This window comes from Flagellimonas flava (assembly GCF_050617915.1).
In the GTDB taxonomy this organism is placed as follows: domain Bacteria; phylum Bacteroidota; class Bacteroidia; order Flavobacteriales; family Flavobacteriaceae; genus Flagellimonas; species Flagellimonas flava_A.
In genome coordinates, this window is the sequence record NZ_JBODQE010000002.1 from 82,594 (window position 1) to 100,828 (window position 18,235).

Here is an 18,235-nt window from a genome sequence, read left to right on the forward strand (position 1 = left end):
ATGGGTCGTGCGAATAATCCCGTCAACCCCATCGAAAATCAGTCCTATAGCATTCCCTTGGTTGAAGGGAGCACCATTTTTTCGACATCTCTTTTCACCGCCATTTTTATGGCCTTGGCAAACGCTTTGTAAATGGCCTCAATCTTATGGTGTTCGTTGGTGCCTTCCGCCTTAATATTCAGATTGGCCTTGGCTCCATCCGTAAACGATTTAAAAAAGTGATGGAACATTTCTGTGGGCATATCCCCTACCATTTCGCGTTTAAACTCGGCTTCCCATACCAACCAATTTCGTCCTCCAAAATCAATGGCTACTTGGGCCAGGCAATCATCCATGGGCAAGCAAAAACCGTAGCGTTCTATACCCAGTTTGTTGCCCAAGGCATCGTAAAATACTTCCCCCAGTGCAATTCCAGTATCTTCAATGGTATGGTGCTCATCCACATGCAGATCACCATTAACCTTGATCTCCAGGTCCATTTGACCATGACGTGCCAATTGATCCAACATATGGTCAAAAAAGGAAAGTCCAGTACTGATGTTACTTTTGCCAGTTCCGTCCAAATTTAGATTTATCCTAATGTCCGTTTCATTGGTCTTACGGGATATTTGAGCCGTTCGATTGCTCAGTTTCAAGAACTCATAAATCTTCTCCCAATCATTGGTTTCCAAGGCGATAAAATCCTCAAGCTCTTCCTGTTTTACCGTAATTTCCGAAGTGCCCAATTGGGTATCGTCATTGATGAAAATTCCTCTGGCTCCCAGATTTTTGGCCAGCTCCACATCGGTCAGCCGATCCCCTATGACAAAAGAATTTTCCAAGTCATAATCTTTTTTAAAATACTGGGTCAACATGGCCGTTCCTGGCTTTCTGGTATCGGCATTATCTTGGGGAAAAGTACGGTCGATAAAGATTTCATCAAAAACTACCCCTTCGTTTTCGAAAGATTTCAGGATAAAATTATGCACTGGCCAAAAGGTGTCCTCGGGAAACACTTCTGTCCCCAACCCATCCTGATTGGTTATCATCACCAATTCATAGTCCAGTTCCTTGGCAATTTTACCCAAAAAAGTAAACGCCTTGGGGTAGAATATCATTTTCTCAAAAGCATCAATCTGCTCGTCCACGGTCTCTTTGATGATGGTTCCGTCCCGATCTATAAATAGCACTTTCTTTCCCATTATAGTAACTGTTTTAAGGTGGCTATCAACTTTTTGTTTTCCTCCGGAGTACCCACGGTCAACCGAAGTGTATTATTGCACAAGGGTTGGTTGCTCCTATTACGGACCACTACCCTATTTTGAATTAGCTCATCATATCTCTTATAGGCATCATCCACTTTTACCAATAAAAAATTTGCATCCGATGGGTATATCTTTTGTACAAAGTCAAATTCCCCCAATACCTTTTCGAGCGCATCCCGTTCTGTAAGAATCTGGTTTACCTCATTGGCAACAACGGAAGTGTCCGATACCCTGGCGAAGGCTTTTTCCTGGGTCAATTGATTGACATTGTAGGGAGGTTTGATTTTGTTCAGAATGGCAATAATTTCTTCCGAAGCATAACAGACCCCAAGCCTAATACCTGCCATACCGTAGGCCTTGGACAAGGTCTGGGTTACAATTAAATTGGGGTACTTCTGAAGTTGCCCCAACCAACTTTTAGTTTTTGAAAAATCGATATAGGCTTCATCGATAACCACAATGCCCTTAAAATTGTCAAGCAATTCCAAGATTGCTCCAGAATCAAATGCATTTCCCGTTGGGTTGTTGGGAGAACAAATGAATATCAACTTAGAGCGATCGTCCACCGTTCCCAATATTTGGTCAACAGCTGGTTGAAAATCAGAGGTAAGGAGTACTTCCCTATTTTCCACAGCGTTTATACCCGCCAAAACCTTATACATTCCATAAGTAGGCGGCAGGGTGATGATGTTGTCTTGACTGGGTTCACAAAAGGCCCTAAAAATCAAATCCAGGACTTCGTCACTACCATTCCCCAATAAAATACCTTGTTCTGAAACTCCCTTTTGGTTAGACAACAAAGCTTTTAGACTTCTTTGCTGTGGGTCGGGATATCTGTTGACCCCATTCTCGAACGGATTTTCATTGGCATCAAGAAACACCATGGCACTGCCATCAGAAACATATTCATCCCGAGCGGAGGAATACGGTTTAAGTCCTTTTACGGAGTCCCTTACCAAGTTTTCTATGTTGAACGTTTTAAGCATATTATTTAGGTCTCGACTGCGCTCGACCTGACATTAGATTTTCTTTAAACTATTTAGCCTAAGCGTTACTGCATTTTTGTGTGCCTGAAGCCCTTCAGCTTCTGCCATTAATTCAATGGCTCCGCCAATCCGTTGGATTCCCTCAGCTGAAATCTTTTGAAACGTCATACTCTTCATAAAACTATCCAAATTTACTCCGCTATACTGCTTTGCATAGCCATTGGTAGGCAGTGTATGATTAGTGCCTGAAGCATAATCGCCAGCACTTTCCGGCGTATAATTTCCGATAAAAACGGATCCGGCGTTGGAAACATTTTTGGTATAAAACTCCTCGTTTTCCGTACAAACTATAAAATGCTCGGGGCCATATTCATCAATAAGTTCCAAGGCCTCGTCATCATTCTTCAACAAAATCAGTTTGCTATTGGCCATTGATTTCTCAGCAATGCCTTTTCTGGGCAATGCTTGTAATTGTTCCGTGATTTCTGCCGAAACCTGGGTCAAGAGTTTGTCTGAAGTGGACACCAAAATTACTTGGCTATCCACACCATGCTCTGCCTGGCTCAACAAATCAGATGCTACAAAAGTCGCGTTTGCCGAATCATCCGCAACCACCAAAAGTTCACTGGGGCCAGCAGGCATATCAATGGCCACTCCATATTTGGTGGCTAACTGCTTGGCTACGGTCACATATTGGTTTCCAGGGCCAAATATTTTGTACACTTTGGGAATAGATACTGTTCCAAAGGTCATTCCAGCGATAGCCTGGATACCCCCAACCTTGAAAATCTTGGTGACCCCACACAATTGGGCCGAATACAGAATGGCAGGATTTATTTTTCCTTGCCTATCTGGCGGGGTACATAGTACAATTTCGTTGCATCCTGCCAGCTGCGCTGGAACGGCCAACATCAATATGGTGGAAAAAAGCGGAGCGGTTCCCCCCGGAATGTAAAGTCCAACTTTTTGAATAGGTCTTTTTTCTTGCCAACATTCCACTCCTGGCATGGTTTCCAAGCTAACCCTTTCCGTTTTTTGGGCAGTGTGAAATCTTTCAATATTAGTTTTGGCCAAGGAAATGGCATCTTGAAGCTGTTTCGGAACTTCTTTTATGGCTTTCTGGATTTCGTCCTGGGATACCAAAATGGACTCCAATTCCACTTGATCAAACTTTTTGGTGTAAGCTGCAATAGCTTCATCCCCTCTATTTCTGACTTCGCCAAAAACGGCATCCACCACGTCCTCAATATCGCCCACGGACTGGGTAGGTCGTTCCACAATGGCCTTCCAACTTTCCTTGTTCGGATAATCGATGCGTTCCATTAGATTACCATTTTTTCAATTGGGCAAACCAAAATGCCTTCGGCCCCAGCCAGTTTTAGCTCATCAATAACTTCCCAGAAAGTGTCCCTGTTGATTACCGTATGCACCGAGCTCCAACCTTCTTCCGCCAAGGGCAAAACCGTAGGACTTCGCATCCCTGGTAAAATGGAAATGATTTCATCCAACTTATCATTAGGGGCATTTAGCAGGACATATTTGTTCTGACGCGCCTGTAAAACCGATTTTATTCGAAACTGTAGCCTTTCCAATATCTCTTTCCGCTCTTCTGAAATCTCAGGTGAAACCGCAAGAACCGCCTCGCTCTTCAAAATAATTTCCACCTCTTTGAGATTGTTTTTGAATAGTGTACTACCACTGGAAACAATATCACAAATGCCATCGGCCAATCCAATATTGGGGGCAATTTCCACAGAACCGTTGATGATGTGCAAATCAGCGGACACTTCTTTGGACTCCAAGTACTTTTTAACCGTGTTGGGATAGGAAGTAGCAATTCGTTTCCCTTCAAAATCCTTGACGGTATTATATTCCATCCGTTTTGGAACTGCCAAGGACACCCTGCATTTGGAAAAATTCAGTTTTTCCACCACGGCAATATCCTCCCCTTTTTCTATCAGCACATTTTCCCCAATGATTGCAATATCAACAACCCCATCCCTAAGGTATTGGGGTATATCCCCATTCCGAAGATAAAACACTTCCAAAGGGAAATTTCTGGCTGTGGCTTTTAGCTGATCCTTGCCGTTGTCAATGGCAATTCCGCAATCTTTTAATATCTTGAGGGAATCGTCGTTCAACCTTCCACTCTTTTGCACTGCAATTCGAATCTTTGTCATTCTTGCTTTCGTTTTGTTTGGAACCAAAACAGGCTTAAAAACAAAACCCGTTTGATTTCTCAAACGGGTTAGAATATATTTTAACAACAACAATACATCTCTATCTCGCTTGAGGGCAAGTATAAAAATGATGATGTGTGTTTCTGTTTCTCATTATGTGTTCAAAAGTAGTATATATTTTTTTATCAAAAAAGGATGATTTAGTTATTTCCCAAAATCAACGGCAAACCATCCCCGCTGGATCCGACCACCACTACTTTGGAGTTTGGGGATTCCGATAGTTTCAAAGTTGCCTCAATTCCTTTGTCCTGCAAGATCTTGTCCGTAAGGGAGGCACTTAAAATCTTATTGGCATCTGCCTTACCTTGGGCCTCTATACGCTGGCGCTCCGCTTCCTTCTGCGCAGTGACCAGTCTAAATTCGTATTCCAAGGATTCTTGTTCTTGTTTCAGTTTTCGCTCAATAGCCTCTTTAATTGTAGGTGGCAAGGTAACATCACGAACCAAGATATCATCCAAAACGATATGCTGGGTTTCAACAATTTTTTTTGTTTCCTCAAATATTTCTGCTTGAATGGCATCTCTTTTACTGGAGTACAACTGTTCTGGGGTATATCGGCCAACCACACTACGCGCCGCAGATCTAATGGTTGGTAAGATAATCCGTTGCAGGTAATTTTCGCCAATCTCCTGGTGCAATTTCCCCAATTCGTTGTAGTTGGGCTGATACCAGGCGGAGGCATCCAATTGGATGTCCAAACCATTGGAGGACAGTACTTTCATTTTCTCGAAAATCTCCTGTCTCCGTACTTCATAGATATAAACTTTATTCCAGGGCGCCACAAGGTGAAACCCTTCACCCAAAGGCGGTTTGTCCGTTACAACACCATCACCAAAGGTTTTGTACAATACTCCTGCCTCACCGGAACCAATGGTCACGGCCGACTTGGATATCACAATGATGACAAAAATGATGACTGCAACAGCTGGCAGGGCAATCTTTGGTAATCTTTCCATTTCTAGTATGTATTTAAATTAATCCGTTGTATTTTCTGATGAACCATTCCAAAGCCAGTGTCATGGCCAAGATGCCCAAAAGCACTTTAAAATCTATTAAAGATACGACATTTTGAGTGCTCTTTTGGACAGGTGTGTATCGTTGGGAATTGGAAAGTTCTTGGGCCAATTCATCCATTTGGCCAGGTAGATAAGCCTTTCCACTATTATTTTCAGCCAAGCGTTGAAGCTTGCCGAAATTTGAAGAATATGTTTGTTTTTCAGGGTTAAAATCCAAGATTTTGAAACTTCCTGACCTTTTAAGATTTTCACTTTCTACGGTTATCGTAAAACTATATTCGCCCGCTTGAAGGTCACTTAAGTCTGTTTCGTAATACGAGCCTTTAAGCAATAGTGGCCCTTCGCGTGAAAAATCACTTTCCTTGCCTTGTATGCTGATTTTTAAACTGGCTGCAGAATCAAACGCATAGCTCTCATCATAGTAAGAGGCCCTAACCTTGGCCAGACTCGCATCATCAAAAACCCTGTCATAATCCAACTCCAACCTGTTTCTTCCACTGTTACTGGATAAATACACCATTAACTTGCTTATCAAAGCATCAAAATCCTCAAAATTTTGGTTGTCCCGATAGTTTTGTGCCCTCCACCTCCAGAGGTTTTCCCCAAACAAAATAGCTTCCCGCTGATTCCCTTCGGTAAGAATTGAAAATAAGGGAACATCCAAATTGACTCCGCGAATGCGTTGAAACAAAAGGGTCTCGGATTCTTTTTTGAGTTCTATATCCCCTAACTGCCCCTCTAATGGAGGATACCCTTGAACGGAAAAATTGCCCAATCCAAATAAGCCAAAGCCATTGTTCAAAACCGGGATTATCTCTTCGGTTTGATTCAGTCGTTCCTTAAAGAAGCTATTTTGGATTTGATTTAAAAAAAGCCAATCTGTTTTGGTTCCGGCAATCGTAAATTTGTTGGCTCCAAGTTGATCTATACGCTCGTAAACGTTTTTGAACCTTCGGGTGGGTTGATGCAAAATAAAAAGTCCCACATCATTGAATTTTTCTGCACTATCAGTAGGTTTCAATAATATCACCGTTCGCTGTTTATTGGTTTCAATTGACTTTTTAAGTGTACCAATATCAGGATGCAGTACCTCGGAAACAATGGCAATTTTAGTTTTCTCATCAATAACTTCAATGGCTGTCTCCCGCATGTTATTGAAGGGGTTCCTTTCGTTTTGAACGGATTCTACACGCACTTGCAACGACTTCACTCCTACACTTTGTGCCTCAATCAAGGTATTGATGGTTTGACTTCGTTTTGAGCTTGAAAACTGAATATTTTCCCGATGAACTATTTTCCCATCCATTAGAACGGAAACAGATTTGGTAACTTCCCTGTTTCCACTGTATACCAACTGTGCTTCCAAAGGAAACTTGTTTTTCAGAAAAGCGTAGGTGTTGGTATTGATCAACCTAACGGACAAATCCTCGTACTGGGTTGTATCTCCTATTACTACTGGGTGAACAGTACTATTGTTGTTAAGATTTAAATACTCATAATCCCTGCCCAGAGTTTGATTGCCATCAGTAAATAACAAGATGGACTTGGGTTGGTTCCCAAAAATTTCATTTACATCGGTAAGAGCCTTGTATACATCCGTGTTGTTCTGAGTAAATTGTATGGAGTCCAACGGATTGACCCCATTTCCAAAACCATATTCGTGAATCTCAAATCGTGTCTGCACCGCTTCATTCCCCGTCCAGGCATTTAAATGTTCCCGAATACTAACTTCATCTGTATGTATATCCATGGACGATGATTCATCCACCAATAACACCAACTTGGTTTTTTCTACAAAAAAATCACGCTTAACAAATTGCGGGTTGATCAATAGTAATAGGGCGCAAAAAAGAGTCAAAAATCGCAAGGAGGCCAAAATAATTCTTTGGGTTCCTTTCCTGGGATTTTTATGGAAGTATTGATAAAATACAACGGTAAGTGCGACAATGGCCGCTAAGAGTATAAGTAGTACCGTTTGTATTTCCATTCAATTTAGGTTAGCATACCCCCATCCACATTGAGTACTTGCCCTGTAACATATGCTGATAAATCCGAAGCCAAAAACAAGCAAGCGTTGGCAACATCCTCTGGATTACCACCACGTTTTAAGGGAATCGCATCTCTCCACTCTTGCACCATTTTATCATCCAACTTATCCGTCATTTCAGTTTCAATAAAACCTGGGGCTATAGCATTACAGCGGATATTTCGTGACCCAAGCTCCAAGGCAACGGATTTTGTAAAACCAATCATCCCTGCTTTTGAAGCGGCATAATTGGCCTGGCCCGCGTTACCTTTCACCCCAACAACGCTACTCATGTTGATTATGGACCCTTGCCGCTGCTTGAGCATTGTGCGTTGCACCGCCTTGGTCATATTGTAAACAGATTTCAAATTGATCTCTATCACCGTATCAAAATCCTCCTCGCCCATTCGCATTAAAAGCTTATCCTTGGTGATTCCTGCATTATTGATAAGTACATCAATTCCACCAAAATCTTCCAAGACCTTGGCCACCAATTCTTGGGACTCCTCAAAACTTGCTGCATTACTTTTATAGGCCTTGGCCTTTACTCCCATTGCAGATAATTCCTTTTCCAATTCCAATGCAGGAGCCTCACTGGAGCTATATGTAAAAGCCACATTGGCACCAGCTTTGCCAAATACCTCTGCTATTCCTTTACCTATTCCCCTACTTGCCCCGGTAATGATGACATTCTTGCCTTCCAATAGTTTCATAATATTCCAAGTTTGTTTGAATGGTTGATATTCAAATATAGTTTTTGTTTTAGGTTTTAGCGAAAAAAAATCCCGCTAGAAACGGGATTTACAATAGTTTTAACGGTTGTATTATCCAACTACTTCTTTGACCTTTACGCCAATCTCTGCAGGAGAGTCCACAACGTGGATACCACATTCCCGCATTATTCTTTTCTTGGCTTGCGCAGTATCATCACTACCCCCAACTATGGCTCCAGCATGACCCATGGTTCTACCGGCAGGAGCAGTTTCACCAGCAATGAAACCAACAATGGGTTTCGAGCTTCCGCTTTCCTTATACCATTGGGCAGCATCAGCTTCCAGCTGACCACCAATCTCTCCAATCATAACCACACATTCCGTTTCCGGATCATTGATCAAAAGCTCAACTGCTTCTTTGGTTGTGGTTCCAATGATAGGGTCTCCTCCAATACCAATGGCGGTTGTGATACCCAATCCCTGACGCACCACTTGATCAGCAGCCTCATAGGTTAATGTACCGGATTTGGAAACAATTCCAACGTTTCCTTTCTTGAACACAAAACCGGGCATGATACCAACTTTGGCTTCTTCAGGAGTAATGACCCCCGGGCAATTGGGACCCACTAAAGTGCAATCCAAATCTTTGATATAATCATTGGCTTTTACCATATCCGCTACCGGGATTCCTTCCGTGATGGTAATAATCACCTTTATTCCGGCACTGGCAGCTTCCATAATTGCATCAGCAGCAAATGCCGGCGGTACAAATATGATACTTGTGTCCGCACCCACTTCGGTCACCGCGTCTTCCACGGTATTAAAAACAGGCTTGCCCAAGTGCTCCTGACCACCTTTTCCTGGGGTAACCCCTCCAACTACTTTGGTTCCATACTCGATCATTTGACCTGCATGGAAAGTTCCCTCACTTCCCGTGAAGCCTTGAACAATAATTTTTGAATCTTTATTTACTAGGACACTCATATGTTGTATTTGTTAGCCTCGACAAAAGTATGTCATTGGTGCTAAAAGTTAAAGTATTTTATCAGCTATTTCCTGTTATCTTTTTTAGCAGCGATGGAAGGTTTTTTAAGGTGTTGATTTCCCTCATTTTGGTCCGGGCTTCTTCAGCCGGGCTGCCAAAATAGGCTTTGCCTCCTTCCAAGCTCTTGGCCACTCCGGATTGCGCATAGACCACAGCTCCTTTTCCGATGGTAATGGCAGAGATAACCCCTACCTGTCCCCAAAGAACAACTTCATCCTCTATCACCACACAACCAGCTATGCCTGTATGCGAAGCAATTTGACACTTTCTACCTATTACAGTATCATGTCCTATTTGAATTTGATTGTCCAACTTGGCCCATTCCTTAATGGTGGTATCTCCGGTCACTCCCCTATCAATGGTACAAGAAGCGCCAATATCTACGTTATCTTCCACTACTACCCTGCCACTAGATAACAATCGCTCAAACCCTTCTTCCCTTTTCTTATAATAAAAAGCATCCGAACCCAGGACCGAGCCACTGTGTATGATTACATTATCTCCAATAAGGCAATTATCATAGATGGAAACATTGGCGTGAATCAAACAATTTTTACCAATTTTTACATTGTTCCCTATAAATACGTTGGGTTGAATTACCGTGCCTTCTCCTATTTCTGCGGAATCGGCTATAGCAGAACTTGCACTTTTAAAAGGTGAAAAATGATGGGTAAGCTTGTTAAAATCACTGAACGGGTTATCCGAAATCAAGAGGGCTTTGCCCTCTGGGCATTCCACCTCCTTATTGATTAAAACCACCGAAGCTTTGCACGCCAATGCCTTGTCGTAGTACTTTGGGTGGTCCACAAACACAATGTCACCTTCCTCCACCACGTGAATTTCATTCATGCCCAAAACTGGAAAGTCCGCACTTCCCACATATTTGGCATCAATTAATTCTGATATTTCCTTTAGGCTATAGGTTCTAGGGAATTTCATTCCGCATTACTCTTTTACCCGCTCTTGGTAGTTGCCTTTCTCTGTATCCACTTTTATTTTATCCCCTTCGTTGATGAACAGAGGGACATTGATACGTGCTCCAGTCTCAACAGTGGCAGGTTTGGTGGCGTTCGTAGCAGTATTACCTTTCACTCCTGGTTCTGTGTGGGTCACTTCCAAAACAACACTGGCAGGCATTTCCACAGAAAGAGGCATATTATCCTCAGTGTTGAACAAAATGGTCACCACTTCGCCTTCTTTCAACAAATCTGGAGCATCCAGGGAACTTTTCTCCAATGAAATCTGGTTGTAGTCATCCGTATTCATAAAATGAAAAGTATCTCCCTCCGCATAAAGGTATTGGTACGAACGAGTTTCCACTCGTACATCTTCTATCTTATGTCCCGCAGAAAAAGTATTGTCTATTACCTTTCCTGTGGTTACACTTTTGAGTTTTGTTCTCACGAAAGCGGGCCCCTTTCCAGGTTTAACATGAAGAAACTCCACAATCTTATAGATATCATGATTGTATTTGATGCACAGTCCTTTTCGTATATCGGATGTATTTGCCATAATCTTAATTTGAACTAAAGTATCCTTTCATTATTCCTCGTTGGGAATCTCTTATAAATTGAAGTATTTCATCCCGTTCGGGAGTTGCCTCCATTTCTACCTCAATAATTGACGCGGCTTGGGTATTGTTGTAGTTTTTTTGATAGAGAATTCTATAAACATTTTGGATTTCCCTGATTTTTTCGGAAGTAAAACCCCTTCTACGCAGCCCAATGGAATTTATACCCACATAAGACAAGGGCTCCCTGGCCGCCTTTACATAAGGAGGAACATCCTTTCTAACCAAGGAACCTCCAGTTACAAAGGCATGGTTTCCTATGGAAACGAATTGATGTACGGCCACCATTCCCGCCAAAACCACATTGGTGCCAATGGTCACATGACCCGCCAAAGTAGAATTGTTGCTGAAAATGCAGTTGTCGCCAATAAAGCAATCATGGGCAATATGGCAATATGCCATAATCAGGCAATTGTTGCCAATGACCGTTTTCATTCGGTCTGCTGTACCCTTATTAATGGTAGCACATTCCCTAATGGTGGTATTATCGCCAATATGGACTGTGGTTTCCTCACCTTGATATTTTAAATCTTGCGGAGTGGCGGAAATTACGGCGCCAGGAAATATGTTACAGTTTTTTCCAATTCGGGCGCCTTCCATGATGGTCACGTTGGAACCGATCCATGTTCCTTCTCCAATAGTTACATTGTTATGTATGGTGGTGAAAGGTTCAATCACCACATTCTTGGCAATTTTTGCCCCTGGGTGGACGTAAGCCAGCGGTTGATTCATATTATTCTCCCTTTACTTTAGTGATTTGAGCCATGATTTCAGCTTCGGAAACCAACCTTCCGTTGGCATAAGCCCTACCTACCATCTGGCAAATACCCCTTCGGATTGGAGACAAAAGGTCCAACTTAAAGATAAGGGTATCCCCTGGCACAACTTGATGTTTGTATCGGACGTTATCAATTTTCAAGAGATAAGTAAGGTAATTTTCTGGATCAGGTACGGTACTCAACACCAAAATACCCCCAGTTTGGGCCATGGCCTCAATCTGTAAAACTCCTGGCATAACAGGTGCTCCAGGAAAGTGCCCAACAAAAAAGGGCTCGTTCATGGTAACGTTCTTTAATCCAATCACATGTTCCTCGGACAATTCCAAAATCTTGTCGACCAGTAAAAATGGGGGTCTGTGGGGGAGCATGTCCATTATCTGGTTCACATCTTTGACAGGTGGAGCATTCAAATCCACATCCGGAACATAGTTACGGCGCTCCTGCTTTATTATTTTCTGAAGTTTTTTCGCAAACTGGGTATTTACAAAATGGCCTGGTTTATTTGCAATAACCTTGCCTCTAATTCGGGTTCCGGCCAAAGCCAAATCCCCAACAACGTCCAACAGTTTATGCCTTGCGGCTTCGTTTGGATGATGTAAGGTTAAATTATCCAGTATTCCGTTCGGTTTAACCGAAAGCTTTTCCTTTTTGAACGCCTTTTCCAATTTTTTCATGGTGGATTCAGAAATCTCTTTGTCCACATAAACAATGGCATTATTCAAATCTCCTCCCTTGATCAAACCATGCTCCAAGAGCATTTCAAGTTCATGAAGAAAGCTAAAGGTACGGGCATCTGCAATTTCTTCCTTAAAATCACAAATGTGCTGCAAGGTGGCATTTTGGGTTCCCAATACTTTGGTCCCAAAGTCCACCATGGTCGTAATTTTGTATTCCTCTGCTGGAATTACGGTAATCTCGCTTCCAGTCGCCTCGTCCTTATAGGAAATGACATCTTTTACAATGTACTCCTCACGATTCTGTTCCTGCTCAACAATTCCAGCTTCTTCCAATGCTTCTACAAAGAACTTGGAAGAACCATCCATAATCGGGGGTTCCGGTGCATCCAGTTCTATGAGGACATTGTCTATGTCCAAACCTACCAAGGCTGCAAGAACATGTTCAGAAGTTTGGATTTTGACTCCATTTTTTTCCAGGTTGGTACCCCTTTGGGTGTTTACCACATAGTTGGCATCCGCCTCAATGATAGGCTCGCCTTCCAGGTCAACCCGTTTAAAGGCAAATCCATGGTTTTCCTTTGCGGGAACGAAGGTCATCGTAACATCTTCCCCGGTATGCAAGCCTACACCTTTTAGGGTAACCTTGTCTTTTATAGTGCGCTGCTTTACGCTAGTCTTGCTCACTGTCAATTCTTTTTTCTAAGTTGGAGATTTGATTTACCAGCTTCGGTAAATTCTTAAAGTGTACATAAGATTTGTTGTAATCGCCATAATTCAGGGCTGGGGATCCTTGTAGAACCTCGTCATCCTTTACGTTGCGCCCAATCCCGGATTGCGCTTGAATCTTTACGCGATCACCAATAGTAATATGGCCCACAATTCCCACCTGCCCTCCAATGAGGCAGTTCTTTCCAATTTTGGTGGAACCGGCAACCCCTGTTTGGGCGGCAATTGCGGTATTCTCACCAATTTCAACATTGTGTGCTATTTGTATTTGATTATCCAATTTTACTCCTTTACGAAGTATGGTAGAACCCAAAGTGGCTCGATCTATGGTAGTTCCGGCACCCACATCCACGTTATCTTCCAGAATAACATTTCCAGTCTGGGGAACCTTGCTGTATTCGCCATTGGAGTTAGGTGTAAACCCAAATCCATCGGCGCCAATTATGGCCCCACTATGAATTACACAATTGTTTCCGATAATGGACTCTGAATAAATCTTGGCCCCGGCAAAAACAAATACATTGTCTCCCATGGTTACATTGTCGCCAATGTATACATTAGGATATATTTTTACATCCTTTCCAATTTTCACATTGTTGCCCAAATAGGAAAAGGCCCCTAAATAAAAACCTTCCTCATAAGAGGCAGATTCTGAAATGAAACATGGATTTTCAATCCCAACCTTATTGTTCTTTACCTGATTATAGTATTCCAACAGCTTGGAAAAAGATTTATAGGCATCATCCACCTTGATCAAAGTGGTCGACAAATCCTGTTCAGGGATAAAATCCTTGTTTACAATAGTAATGGAAGCTTTGGTAGAGTATATATATGAGGTGTACTTTGGATTGGCCAAGAAGGTCAAAGAACCCTTTTCCCCCTCTTCTATTTTGGATAATTTGTGGACAGCAATTTGAGGATTACCCTCAACTTCTCCCTCTAAAATTCCGGCAATTTGGGTGGCTGTAAATTTCATTTCTGCAAAAGTAACAAAATTTGTTAAACGGCTTGTTTGGGATAGCAGCAGTAATATTTGGTCACTGTCTTGGACAGAGCCTTTAAGCTAAGTTGGTCCGACTCCTTTAATACATCAGTGACCTTGCCGTTCTTCTTCAAGATGCTTATGGCTTGGTGATTCCCGCTATATGCTTTGTTTGATATCTCACCAGTGAACACAAAACAGGATGCATCTGATGTTGACAAACCCCACTCGGTTTGTATCTGTTCCAATTTATCCTCCATCTTCTCCCGAAAAATAGGTCGATTCTTGATTTTCACATGCAACAGATTTCTGTTCAATACCATTTGGCAAAGTCTGGATAGCACAACATCCGAATGTTTTTGCCAAGATTTTATGGCGGATAGCACATCCACATCATCCAGTTGGGCAAATAGGTCTAATGTGGAAATTGGGATTGACGTTTCTGATACGCCTTTTAAGAAAAATAGAAACGCTTCGCTTCCCTGCAAAGTATTGCCTTCGTTGACCAACTTCCTGGCCCGTTGCATAATCCGAATCAACATCTGTTCTGCACAAAGTCCTGTTTTATGCAGGTACACCTGCCAATACATGAATCTTCTGGCCATAAGAAACTTCTCCACAGCATAGATTCCCTTTTCTTCAACCACCAAATGTCCATCCACCACATTCAACATGGAGATCAAACGCTCGGAATTGATGTTACCTTCTGTAACACCTGAATAGAAACTGTCGCGCTTCAAATAGTCCAAACGATCCATATCCAATTGACTGGATACCAACTGATTCAAAAATGGCCTGGGATATTCCCCTTTGAAAATGGAGATGCCTGTTTCCAATTGCCCATCAAATTCCTTGTTCAGAGCCGTCATGAATTCCAGGGACAACTGTTCATGATGGAAGTTCGGAATCACAAAACCCTCCAAAGCATGGGAAAAAGGGCCATGTCCTATATCGTGCAGCAAAATAGCACAGAGCAAACCCGTTTCCTCTTCCTCACTAATTTCAATATTTTTCCAACGTAAGGTCTGAATGGCTTTGGTCATCAAATGCATACTCCCCAAAGCATGGTGAAATCGGGTATGGTGCGCTCCGGGATAAACCAGATAGGACATCCCCATTTGGGAAATTCTACGTAATCGCTGAAAATATGGGTGGGCGATCAGCTTAAAAATAAGTTCATTGGGAGTTCCAATAAAACCGTAAATTGGATCGTTAAATACTTTGAGCTTATTGGTCTGTGCCAAGGGCTTTGTGTTTAATTCCGCAAAGATAACCACTATATGAACAAGATCACAATTCTGTGGGTCGATGATGAAATTGACCTATTAAAACCCCATATCCTTTTTCTTGAAAACAAAGGTTACAAAGTAGTGACCAGCCAAAGCGGACAAGATGCGCTGGAAGAAATACGAAGTACCTTTTTTGACATTGTTTTTTTGGACGAGAACATGCCGGGCATCTCTGGTCTGGAAACCCTGAACGAAATAAAAAAATACGACGCCACCATCCCCGTGGTCATGATTACCAAGAGCGAGGAGGAATATATTATGGATGAGGCCATCGGGTCAAAAATTGCAGATTATCTGATCAAGCCTGTTAATCCCAATCAAATTTTGCTTTCACTTAAAAAGAGCTTGGATAACTCCCGATTGGTTTCCGAAAAGACCACAGCAAATTACCAACAAGAATTTCGGAAAATTGCCATGGACTTGTCCATGGTGAACAGCTATGACGAATGGGTGGAGCTCTACAAAAAGCTTATATACTGGGAGCTTCAGTTAGAAGAAATTGAAGACTCTGGGATGTTCGAGATTTTGGAATCCCAGAAAGTGGAGGCCAACGCCCAGTTCAGTAAGTTCGTGGATAAAAACTACCAGGATTGGTTTAAGGATGGAGATGGCCCAACAATGTCGCACACCCTATTCCGAAAAAAGATTCAACCTGAGATTGAAAATCAGAAAACCTTATTGGTTGTTATTGACAACCTCCGATATGATCAATGGTTGGCCTTTGAGGAAACCTTGGCCGTTCATTATAAGAAAAAGCAGGAGAGTTCCTATTACAGTATCTTGCCCACCGCCACCCAATATGCCAGAAACGCCATCTTTTCGGGCCTAATGCCCTTGGATATGGAAAAAAGACATCCGGATTGGTGGAAAAATGATACGGATGAAGGAGGCAAAAATTTGTTTGAAGCTGAATTTTTGGGTGCCCAACTTAAAAGGCTGGGCATGGATATTAAATGGGAATACCATAAGATCAGCAACCTTAGACAAGGGAAGCAGTTGGCCCAGAATTTCAAATCCCAAAAGGACAATGACCTCACTGTAGTGGTTTACAATTTTGTGGACATGCTCTCCCATTCCAAAACAGAAATGGAGGTGATCAAGGAACTTGCTGCGAACGACAAAGCCTACCGCTCGCTGACCTTGAGTTGGTTTAAAAATTCACCCTTGTTGGAAATTGTGCAACAAGCCCAATCCCTGGGCATGAAGTTGATCCTGACCACCGATCACGGAACCATCAATGTTAAACAACCTTCCAAAGTTATTGGGGACAAAGCCACGAGTTTAAACCTTAGGTATAAAACCGGTAGAAGTCTTACCTATAATAATAAGGAAGTGCTGGCTTCAAGAAATCCGCAGGACATACATCTTCCCAATATAAACTTGAGCAGCTGTTTCATTTTTGCCAAAAACGATATGTTCTTTGCATATCCCAATAACTACAACCATTACGTAAGTTATTATCGGAACACTTATCAACATGGTGGAGTTTCCTTGGAGGAAATGATTGTTCCTTTTGTAGTTTTGGATCCAAAATAATTCAGTTTGAAACGTACCTTTCAATTATCGGAAATTGATCAAGTAGCCCAAACCATTTTGAACAATGTTCCACATAAGACACTCCTTTTTTATGGTGATATAGGAGCTGGTAAAACTACATTGATCAGGGCCTTGGTCAAAAATTTGGATGGCGTTGATGAGGCCAGTAGTCCAACTTTTGGTTTGGTAAATGAATATCATGATCAGCAGGGTCAACTATTGGGATACCATTTTGATTTTTATCGAATTGAAAATGAAGCCGAGGCTTTGGACTTGGGGCTCGAAGACTATCTGTCCACAGAAGCTTGGCTCTTTATGGAATGGCCAGAAAAGGTGAGTTCTTTGTTGCCTACCCAGGCTGTATCCATTTACTTACACTTTATCGATGAAAACACTCGTTCAATCGAGTTTAGTCTGGAGTAAAAATTAATTCATCTACCTTATTTCAACATTTCGATTAACGGTATCGAATTCGGTAAAAAGTTCCCTTTTTTGGATTAAATGCAATTTTTATCGATGAAATGCATTGTGGGTAAGTAATTTTTCCTACATTTGTTATTGAAATGAATTCATTTATTAACCAAAAACTCTTTTACGATGAACACTAAAAGATTATTTTTTGGATTACTTGCTATTGGATTTTTGGCGATGACGGCGGTTTCTACTGATGTTATTACTGTAGACCAAGATCAAACTGCAAGTATTGAAAAGGACAAAATTAAAAGACCTCGATAGGTTTATTTAATTTTATTCTAATCGAAAAGCCCTTCATTGAAGGGTTTTTTTATTACAATAAAATCAGGTATTTGCAGTTATGCATATACAATGGTAGAAAGAAAGCGTATAAAAAGTAAGCTGTTTTTTGAGGGAATACTGGCATTGATCATTGCTCTCACGCCCATAATATTCTATTCATACAAGTATGTTCCAATTGGCCAGCAAGAAATTAATGGTGGAATTTTTACATTGTCATCGAATGGTTTTGAGGATGCTGGGACGGCTTTATATTTTTACTTAACAAAATTGGTTCCGTTACTACTTTTGATTTTTTGGTTCGTGACCTGTAAAAACTGGTGGTATCATGCTATTTTAATACCTATTTCCATGTATGCCTTCCAATTGTATTCTACCTTTACATCAGACTCTAATCGAGTTGACGAAAACGAGGTTTTATACGTTATGGCCGTCACCATGGTTATAGTACCGATCGTTTACTTCATAAGGATTAAGCTATTTGACAAACACGTCCATGGAATTGATCTGGATTCTATGGATACCGAACTTCGCATTCTTAAAGAAAAGGAAGAGCTACGTAAAGAACGTGAGAAACTGGAACAGCGACAGCACACCCTTTCAAAAAAAATGTAAATTTGTTTTAAACCCGTTGCGGTTCTTTCAGATTTGCA

The 18,235-nt window shown here is 41.7% G+C and carries 18 protein-coding genes; 4 read left to right on the forward strand and 14 right to left on the reverse strand.

Translation table 11 applies throughout. The features are described from left to right. Positions 1-44 precede the first annotated feature (44 nt). The 14 genes from hisB to ACRHOZ_RS06230 all read right to left on the reverse strand — a co-directional run bounded on the left by hisB (position 45) and on the right by ACRHOZ_RS06230 (position 15,248). The gene (gene hisB, locus ACRHOZ_RS06165) at positions 45-1,181 is read right to left on the reverse strand and encodes a bifunctional histidinol-phosphatase/imidazoleglycerol-phosphate dehydratase HisB (protein ID WP_431123528.1); all 1,137 of its coding nucleotides are present in this window, start codon (positions 1,179-1,181) and stop codon (positions 45-47) included. Next, positions 1,181-2,230, reverse strand: a complete 1,050-nt coding sequence (gene hisC, locus ACRHOZ_RS06170; protein ID WP_431123530.1) for a histidinol-phosphate transaminase — start codon at positions 2,228-2,230, stop codon at positions 1,181-1,183. Before hisC ends, hisB begins: the two co-directional genes overlap by 1 nt. Positions 2,231-2,263: 33 nt before the next feature. Then, a complete protein-coding gene (hisD, locus tag ACRHOZ_RS06175) occupies positions 2,264-3,553 on the reverse strand; it encodes a histidinol dehydrogenase (RefSeq protein ID WP_431123532.1) in 1,290 nt (429 codons plus the stop codon). After that, complete coding sequence (gene hisG, locus ACRHOZ_RS06180) at positions 3,553-4,410, reverse strand: ATP phosphoribosyltransferase (protein WP_431123534.1); 858 nt, start codon at positions 4,408-4,410, stop codon at positions 3,553-3,555. Before hisG ends, hisD begins: the two co-directional genes overlap by 1 nt. Before the next feature lie 200 nt (positions 4,411-4,610). Further along, positions 4,611-5,426 carry a prohibitin family protein gene (locus tag ACRHOZ_RS06185; protein WP_431123536.1) on the reverse strand — a complete coding sequence of 272 codons (816 nt, stop codon included), beginning with the start codon at positions 5,424-5,426 and terminating at the stop codon, positions 4,611-4,613. A 13-nt stretch (positions 5,427-5,439) separates the two neighbouring features. Next, the gene (locus ACRHOZ_RS06190; RefSeq protein WP_431123538.1) at positions 5,440-7,473 is read right to left on the reverse strand and encodes a VWA domain-containing protein; all 2,034 of its coding nucleotides are present in this window, start codon (positions 7,471-7,473) and stop codon (positions 5,440-5,442) included. A 5-nt stretch (positions 7,474-7,478) separates the two neighbouring features. Next, positions 7,479-8,225, reverse strand: a complete 747-nt coding sequence (fabG, locus tag ACRHOZ_RS06195) for a 3-oxoacyl-[acyl-carrier-protein] reductase (protein ID WP_431123540.1) — start codon at positions 8,223-8,225, stop codon at positions 7,479-7,481. A 111-nt stretch (positions 8,226-8,336) separates the two neighbouring features. After that, positions 8,337-9,209: a succinate--CoA ligase subunit alpha gene (sucD, locus tag ACRHOZ_RS06200; protein WP_431123542.1), complete on the reverse strand. Its 873-nt coding sequence runs from the start codon at positions 9,207-9,209 to the stop codon at positions 8,337-8,339. Positions 9,210-9,270: 61 nt separating this feature from the next. After that, entirely contained in the window at positions 9,271-10,209 is a 939-nt protein-coding gene (locus ACRHOZ_RS06205) for a UDP-3-O-(3-hydroxymyristoyl)glucosamine N-acyltransferase (RefSeq protein ID WP_431123544.1), read from the reverse strand. Between the two features lie 6 nt (positions 10,210-10,215). Further along, positions 10,216-10,782, reverse strand: coding sequence for an elongation factor P (gene efp, locus ACRHOZ_RS06210; protein ID WP_431123546.1), 567 nt, complete (start codon positions 10,780-10,782; stop codon positions 10,216-10,218). Positions 10,783-10,786: 4 nt separating this feature from the next. Then, positions 10,787-11,572, reverse strand: coding sequence for an acyl-ACP--UDP-N-acetylglucosamine O-acyltransferase (gene lpxA / locus ACRHOZ_RS06215; RefSeq protein ID WP_431123549.1), 786 nt, complete (start codon positions 11,570-11,572; stop codon positions 10,787-10,789). Between the two features lies 1 nt (position 11,573). Next, positions 11,574-12,980, reverse strand: coding sequence for a bifunctional UDP-3-O-[3-hydroxymyristoyl] N-acetylglucosamine deacetylase/3-hydroxyacyl-ACP dehydratase (locus ACRHOZ_RS06220; protein WP_422351432.1), 1,407 nt, complete (start codon positions 12,978-12,980; stop codon positions 11,574-11,576). Continuing rightward, the gene (lpxD, locus tag ACRHOZ_RS06225; protein WP_431123552.1) at positions 12,967-13,998 is read right to left on the reverse strand and encodes a UDP-3-O-(3-hydroxymyristoyl)glucosamine N-acyltransferase; all 1,032 of its coding nucleotides are present in this window, start codon (positions 13,996-13,998) and stop codon (positions 12,967-12,969) included. Before lpxD ends, ACRHOZ_RS06220 begins: the two co-directional genes overlap by 14 nt. 23 nt (positions 13,999-14,021) lie before the next feature. Next, positions 14,022-15,248 carry an HD domain-containing protein gene (locus tag ACRHOZ_RS06230; protein WP_431123554.1) on the reverse strand — a complete coding sequence of 409 codons (1,227 nt, stop codon included), beginning with the start codon at positions 15,246-15,248 and terminating at the stop codon, positions 14,022-14,024. Positions 15,249-15,284: 36 nt separating this feature from the next. Here ACRHOZ_RS06230 and ACRHOZ_RS06235 point away from each other — a divergent pair, with 36 nt between their 5' ends. From ACRHOZ_RS06235 to ACRHOZ_RS06250, 4 genes are all read left to right on the forward strand, one after another. Continuing rightward, complete coding sequence (locus ACRHOZ_RS06235) at positions 15,285-16,829, forward strand: PglZ domain-containing protein (protein WP_431123556.1); 1,545 nt, start codon at positions 15,285-15,287, stop codon at positions 16,827-16,829. A gap of 6 nt (positions 16,830-16,835) precedes the next feature. Beyond that, positions 16,836-17,252 carry a tRNA (adenosine(37)-N6)-threonylcarbamoyltransferase complex ATPase subunit type 1 TsaE gene (gene tsaE, locus ACRHOZ_RS06240; RefSeq protein ID WP_431123558.1) on the forward strand — a complete coding sequence of 139 codons (417 nt, stop codon included), beginning with the start codon at positions 16,836-16,838 and terminating at the stop codon, positions 17,250-17,252. Positions 17,253-17,426: 174 nt separating this feature from the next. Then, a complete protein-coding gene (locus tag ACRHOZ_RS06245) occupies positions 17,427-17,564 on the forward strand; it encodes a hypothetical protein (RefSeq protein ID WP_431123560.1) in 138 nt (45 codons plus the stop codon). 90 nt (positions 17,565-17,654) lie between these two features. Continuing rightward, on the forward strand, positions 17,655-18,197 hold the full coding sequence (locus ACRHOZ_RS06250) for a hypothetical protein (RefSeq protein WP_431123562.1): 543 nt from the start codon (positions 17,655-17,657) through the stop codon (positions 18,195-18,197). Positions 18,198-18,235 lie beyond the last annotated feature (38 nt).

Bases quoted from the DNA above. Each gene is read 5' to 3' on its own strand.
- hisB (WP_431123528.1), bottom strand. From the start codon at position 1,181: ATGGGAAAGAAAGTGCTATTTATAGATCGGGACGGAACCATCATCAAA.
- hisC (WP_431123530.1), bottom strand. From the start codon at position 2,230: ATGCTTAAAACGTTCAACATAGAAAACTTGGTAAGGGACTCCGTAAAA.
- hisD (WP_431123532.1), bottom strand. From the start codon at position 3,553: ATGGAACGCATCGATTATCCGAACAAGGAAAGTTGGAAGGCCATTGTG.
- hisG (WP_431123534.1), bottom strand. From the start codon at position 4,410: ATGACAAAGATTCGAATTGCAGTGCAAAAGAGTGGAAGGTTGAACGAC.
- ACRHOZ_RS06185 (WP_431123536.1), bottom strand. From the start codon at position 5,426: ATGGAAAGATTACCAAAGATTGCCCTGCCAGCTGTTGCAGTCATCATT.
- ACRHOZ_RS06190 (WP_431123538.1), bottom strand. From the start codon at position 7,473: ATGGAAATACAAACGGTACTACTTATACTCTTAGCGGCCATTGTCGCA.
- fabG (WP_431123540.1), bottom strand. From the start codon at position 8,225: ATGAAACTATTGGAAGGCAAGAATGTCATCATTACCGGGGCAAGTAGG.
- sucD (WP_431123542.1), bottom strand. From the start codon at position 9,209: ATGAGTGTCCTAGTAAATAAAGATTCAAAAATTATTGTTCAAGGCTTC.
- ACRHOZ_RS06205 (WP_431123544.1), bottom strand. From the start codon at position 10,209: ATGAAATTCCCTAGAACCTATAGCCTAAAGGAAATATCAGAATTAATT.
- efp (WP_431123546.1), bottom strand. From the start codon at position 10,782: ATGGCAAATACATCCGATATACGAAAAGGACTGTGCATCAAATACAAT.
- lpxA (WP_431123549.1), bottom strand. From the start codon at position 11,572: ATGAATCAACCGCTGGCTTACGTCCACCCAGGGGCAAAAATTGCCAAG.
- lpxD (WP_431123552.1), bottom strand. From the start codon at position 13,998: ATGAAATTTACAGCCACCCAAATTGCCGGAATTTTAGAGGGAGAAGTT.
- ACRHOZ_RS06235 (WP_431123556.1), top strand. From the start codon at position 15,285: ATGAACAAGATCACAATTCTGTGGGTCGATGATGAAATTGACCTATTA.
- ACRHOZ_RS06245 (WP_431123560.1), top strand. From the start codon at position 17,427: ATGAACACTAAAAGATTATTTTTTGGATTACTTGCTATTGGATTTTTG.
- ACRHOZ_RS06250 (WP_431123562.1), top strand. From the start codon at position 17,655: ATGGTAGAAAGAAAGCGTATAAAAAGTAAGCTGTTTTTTGAGGGAATA.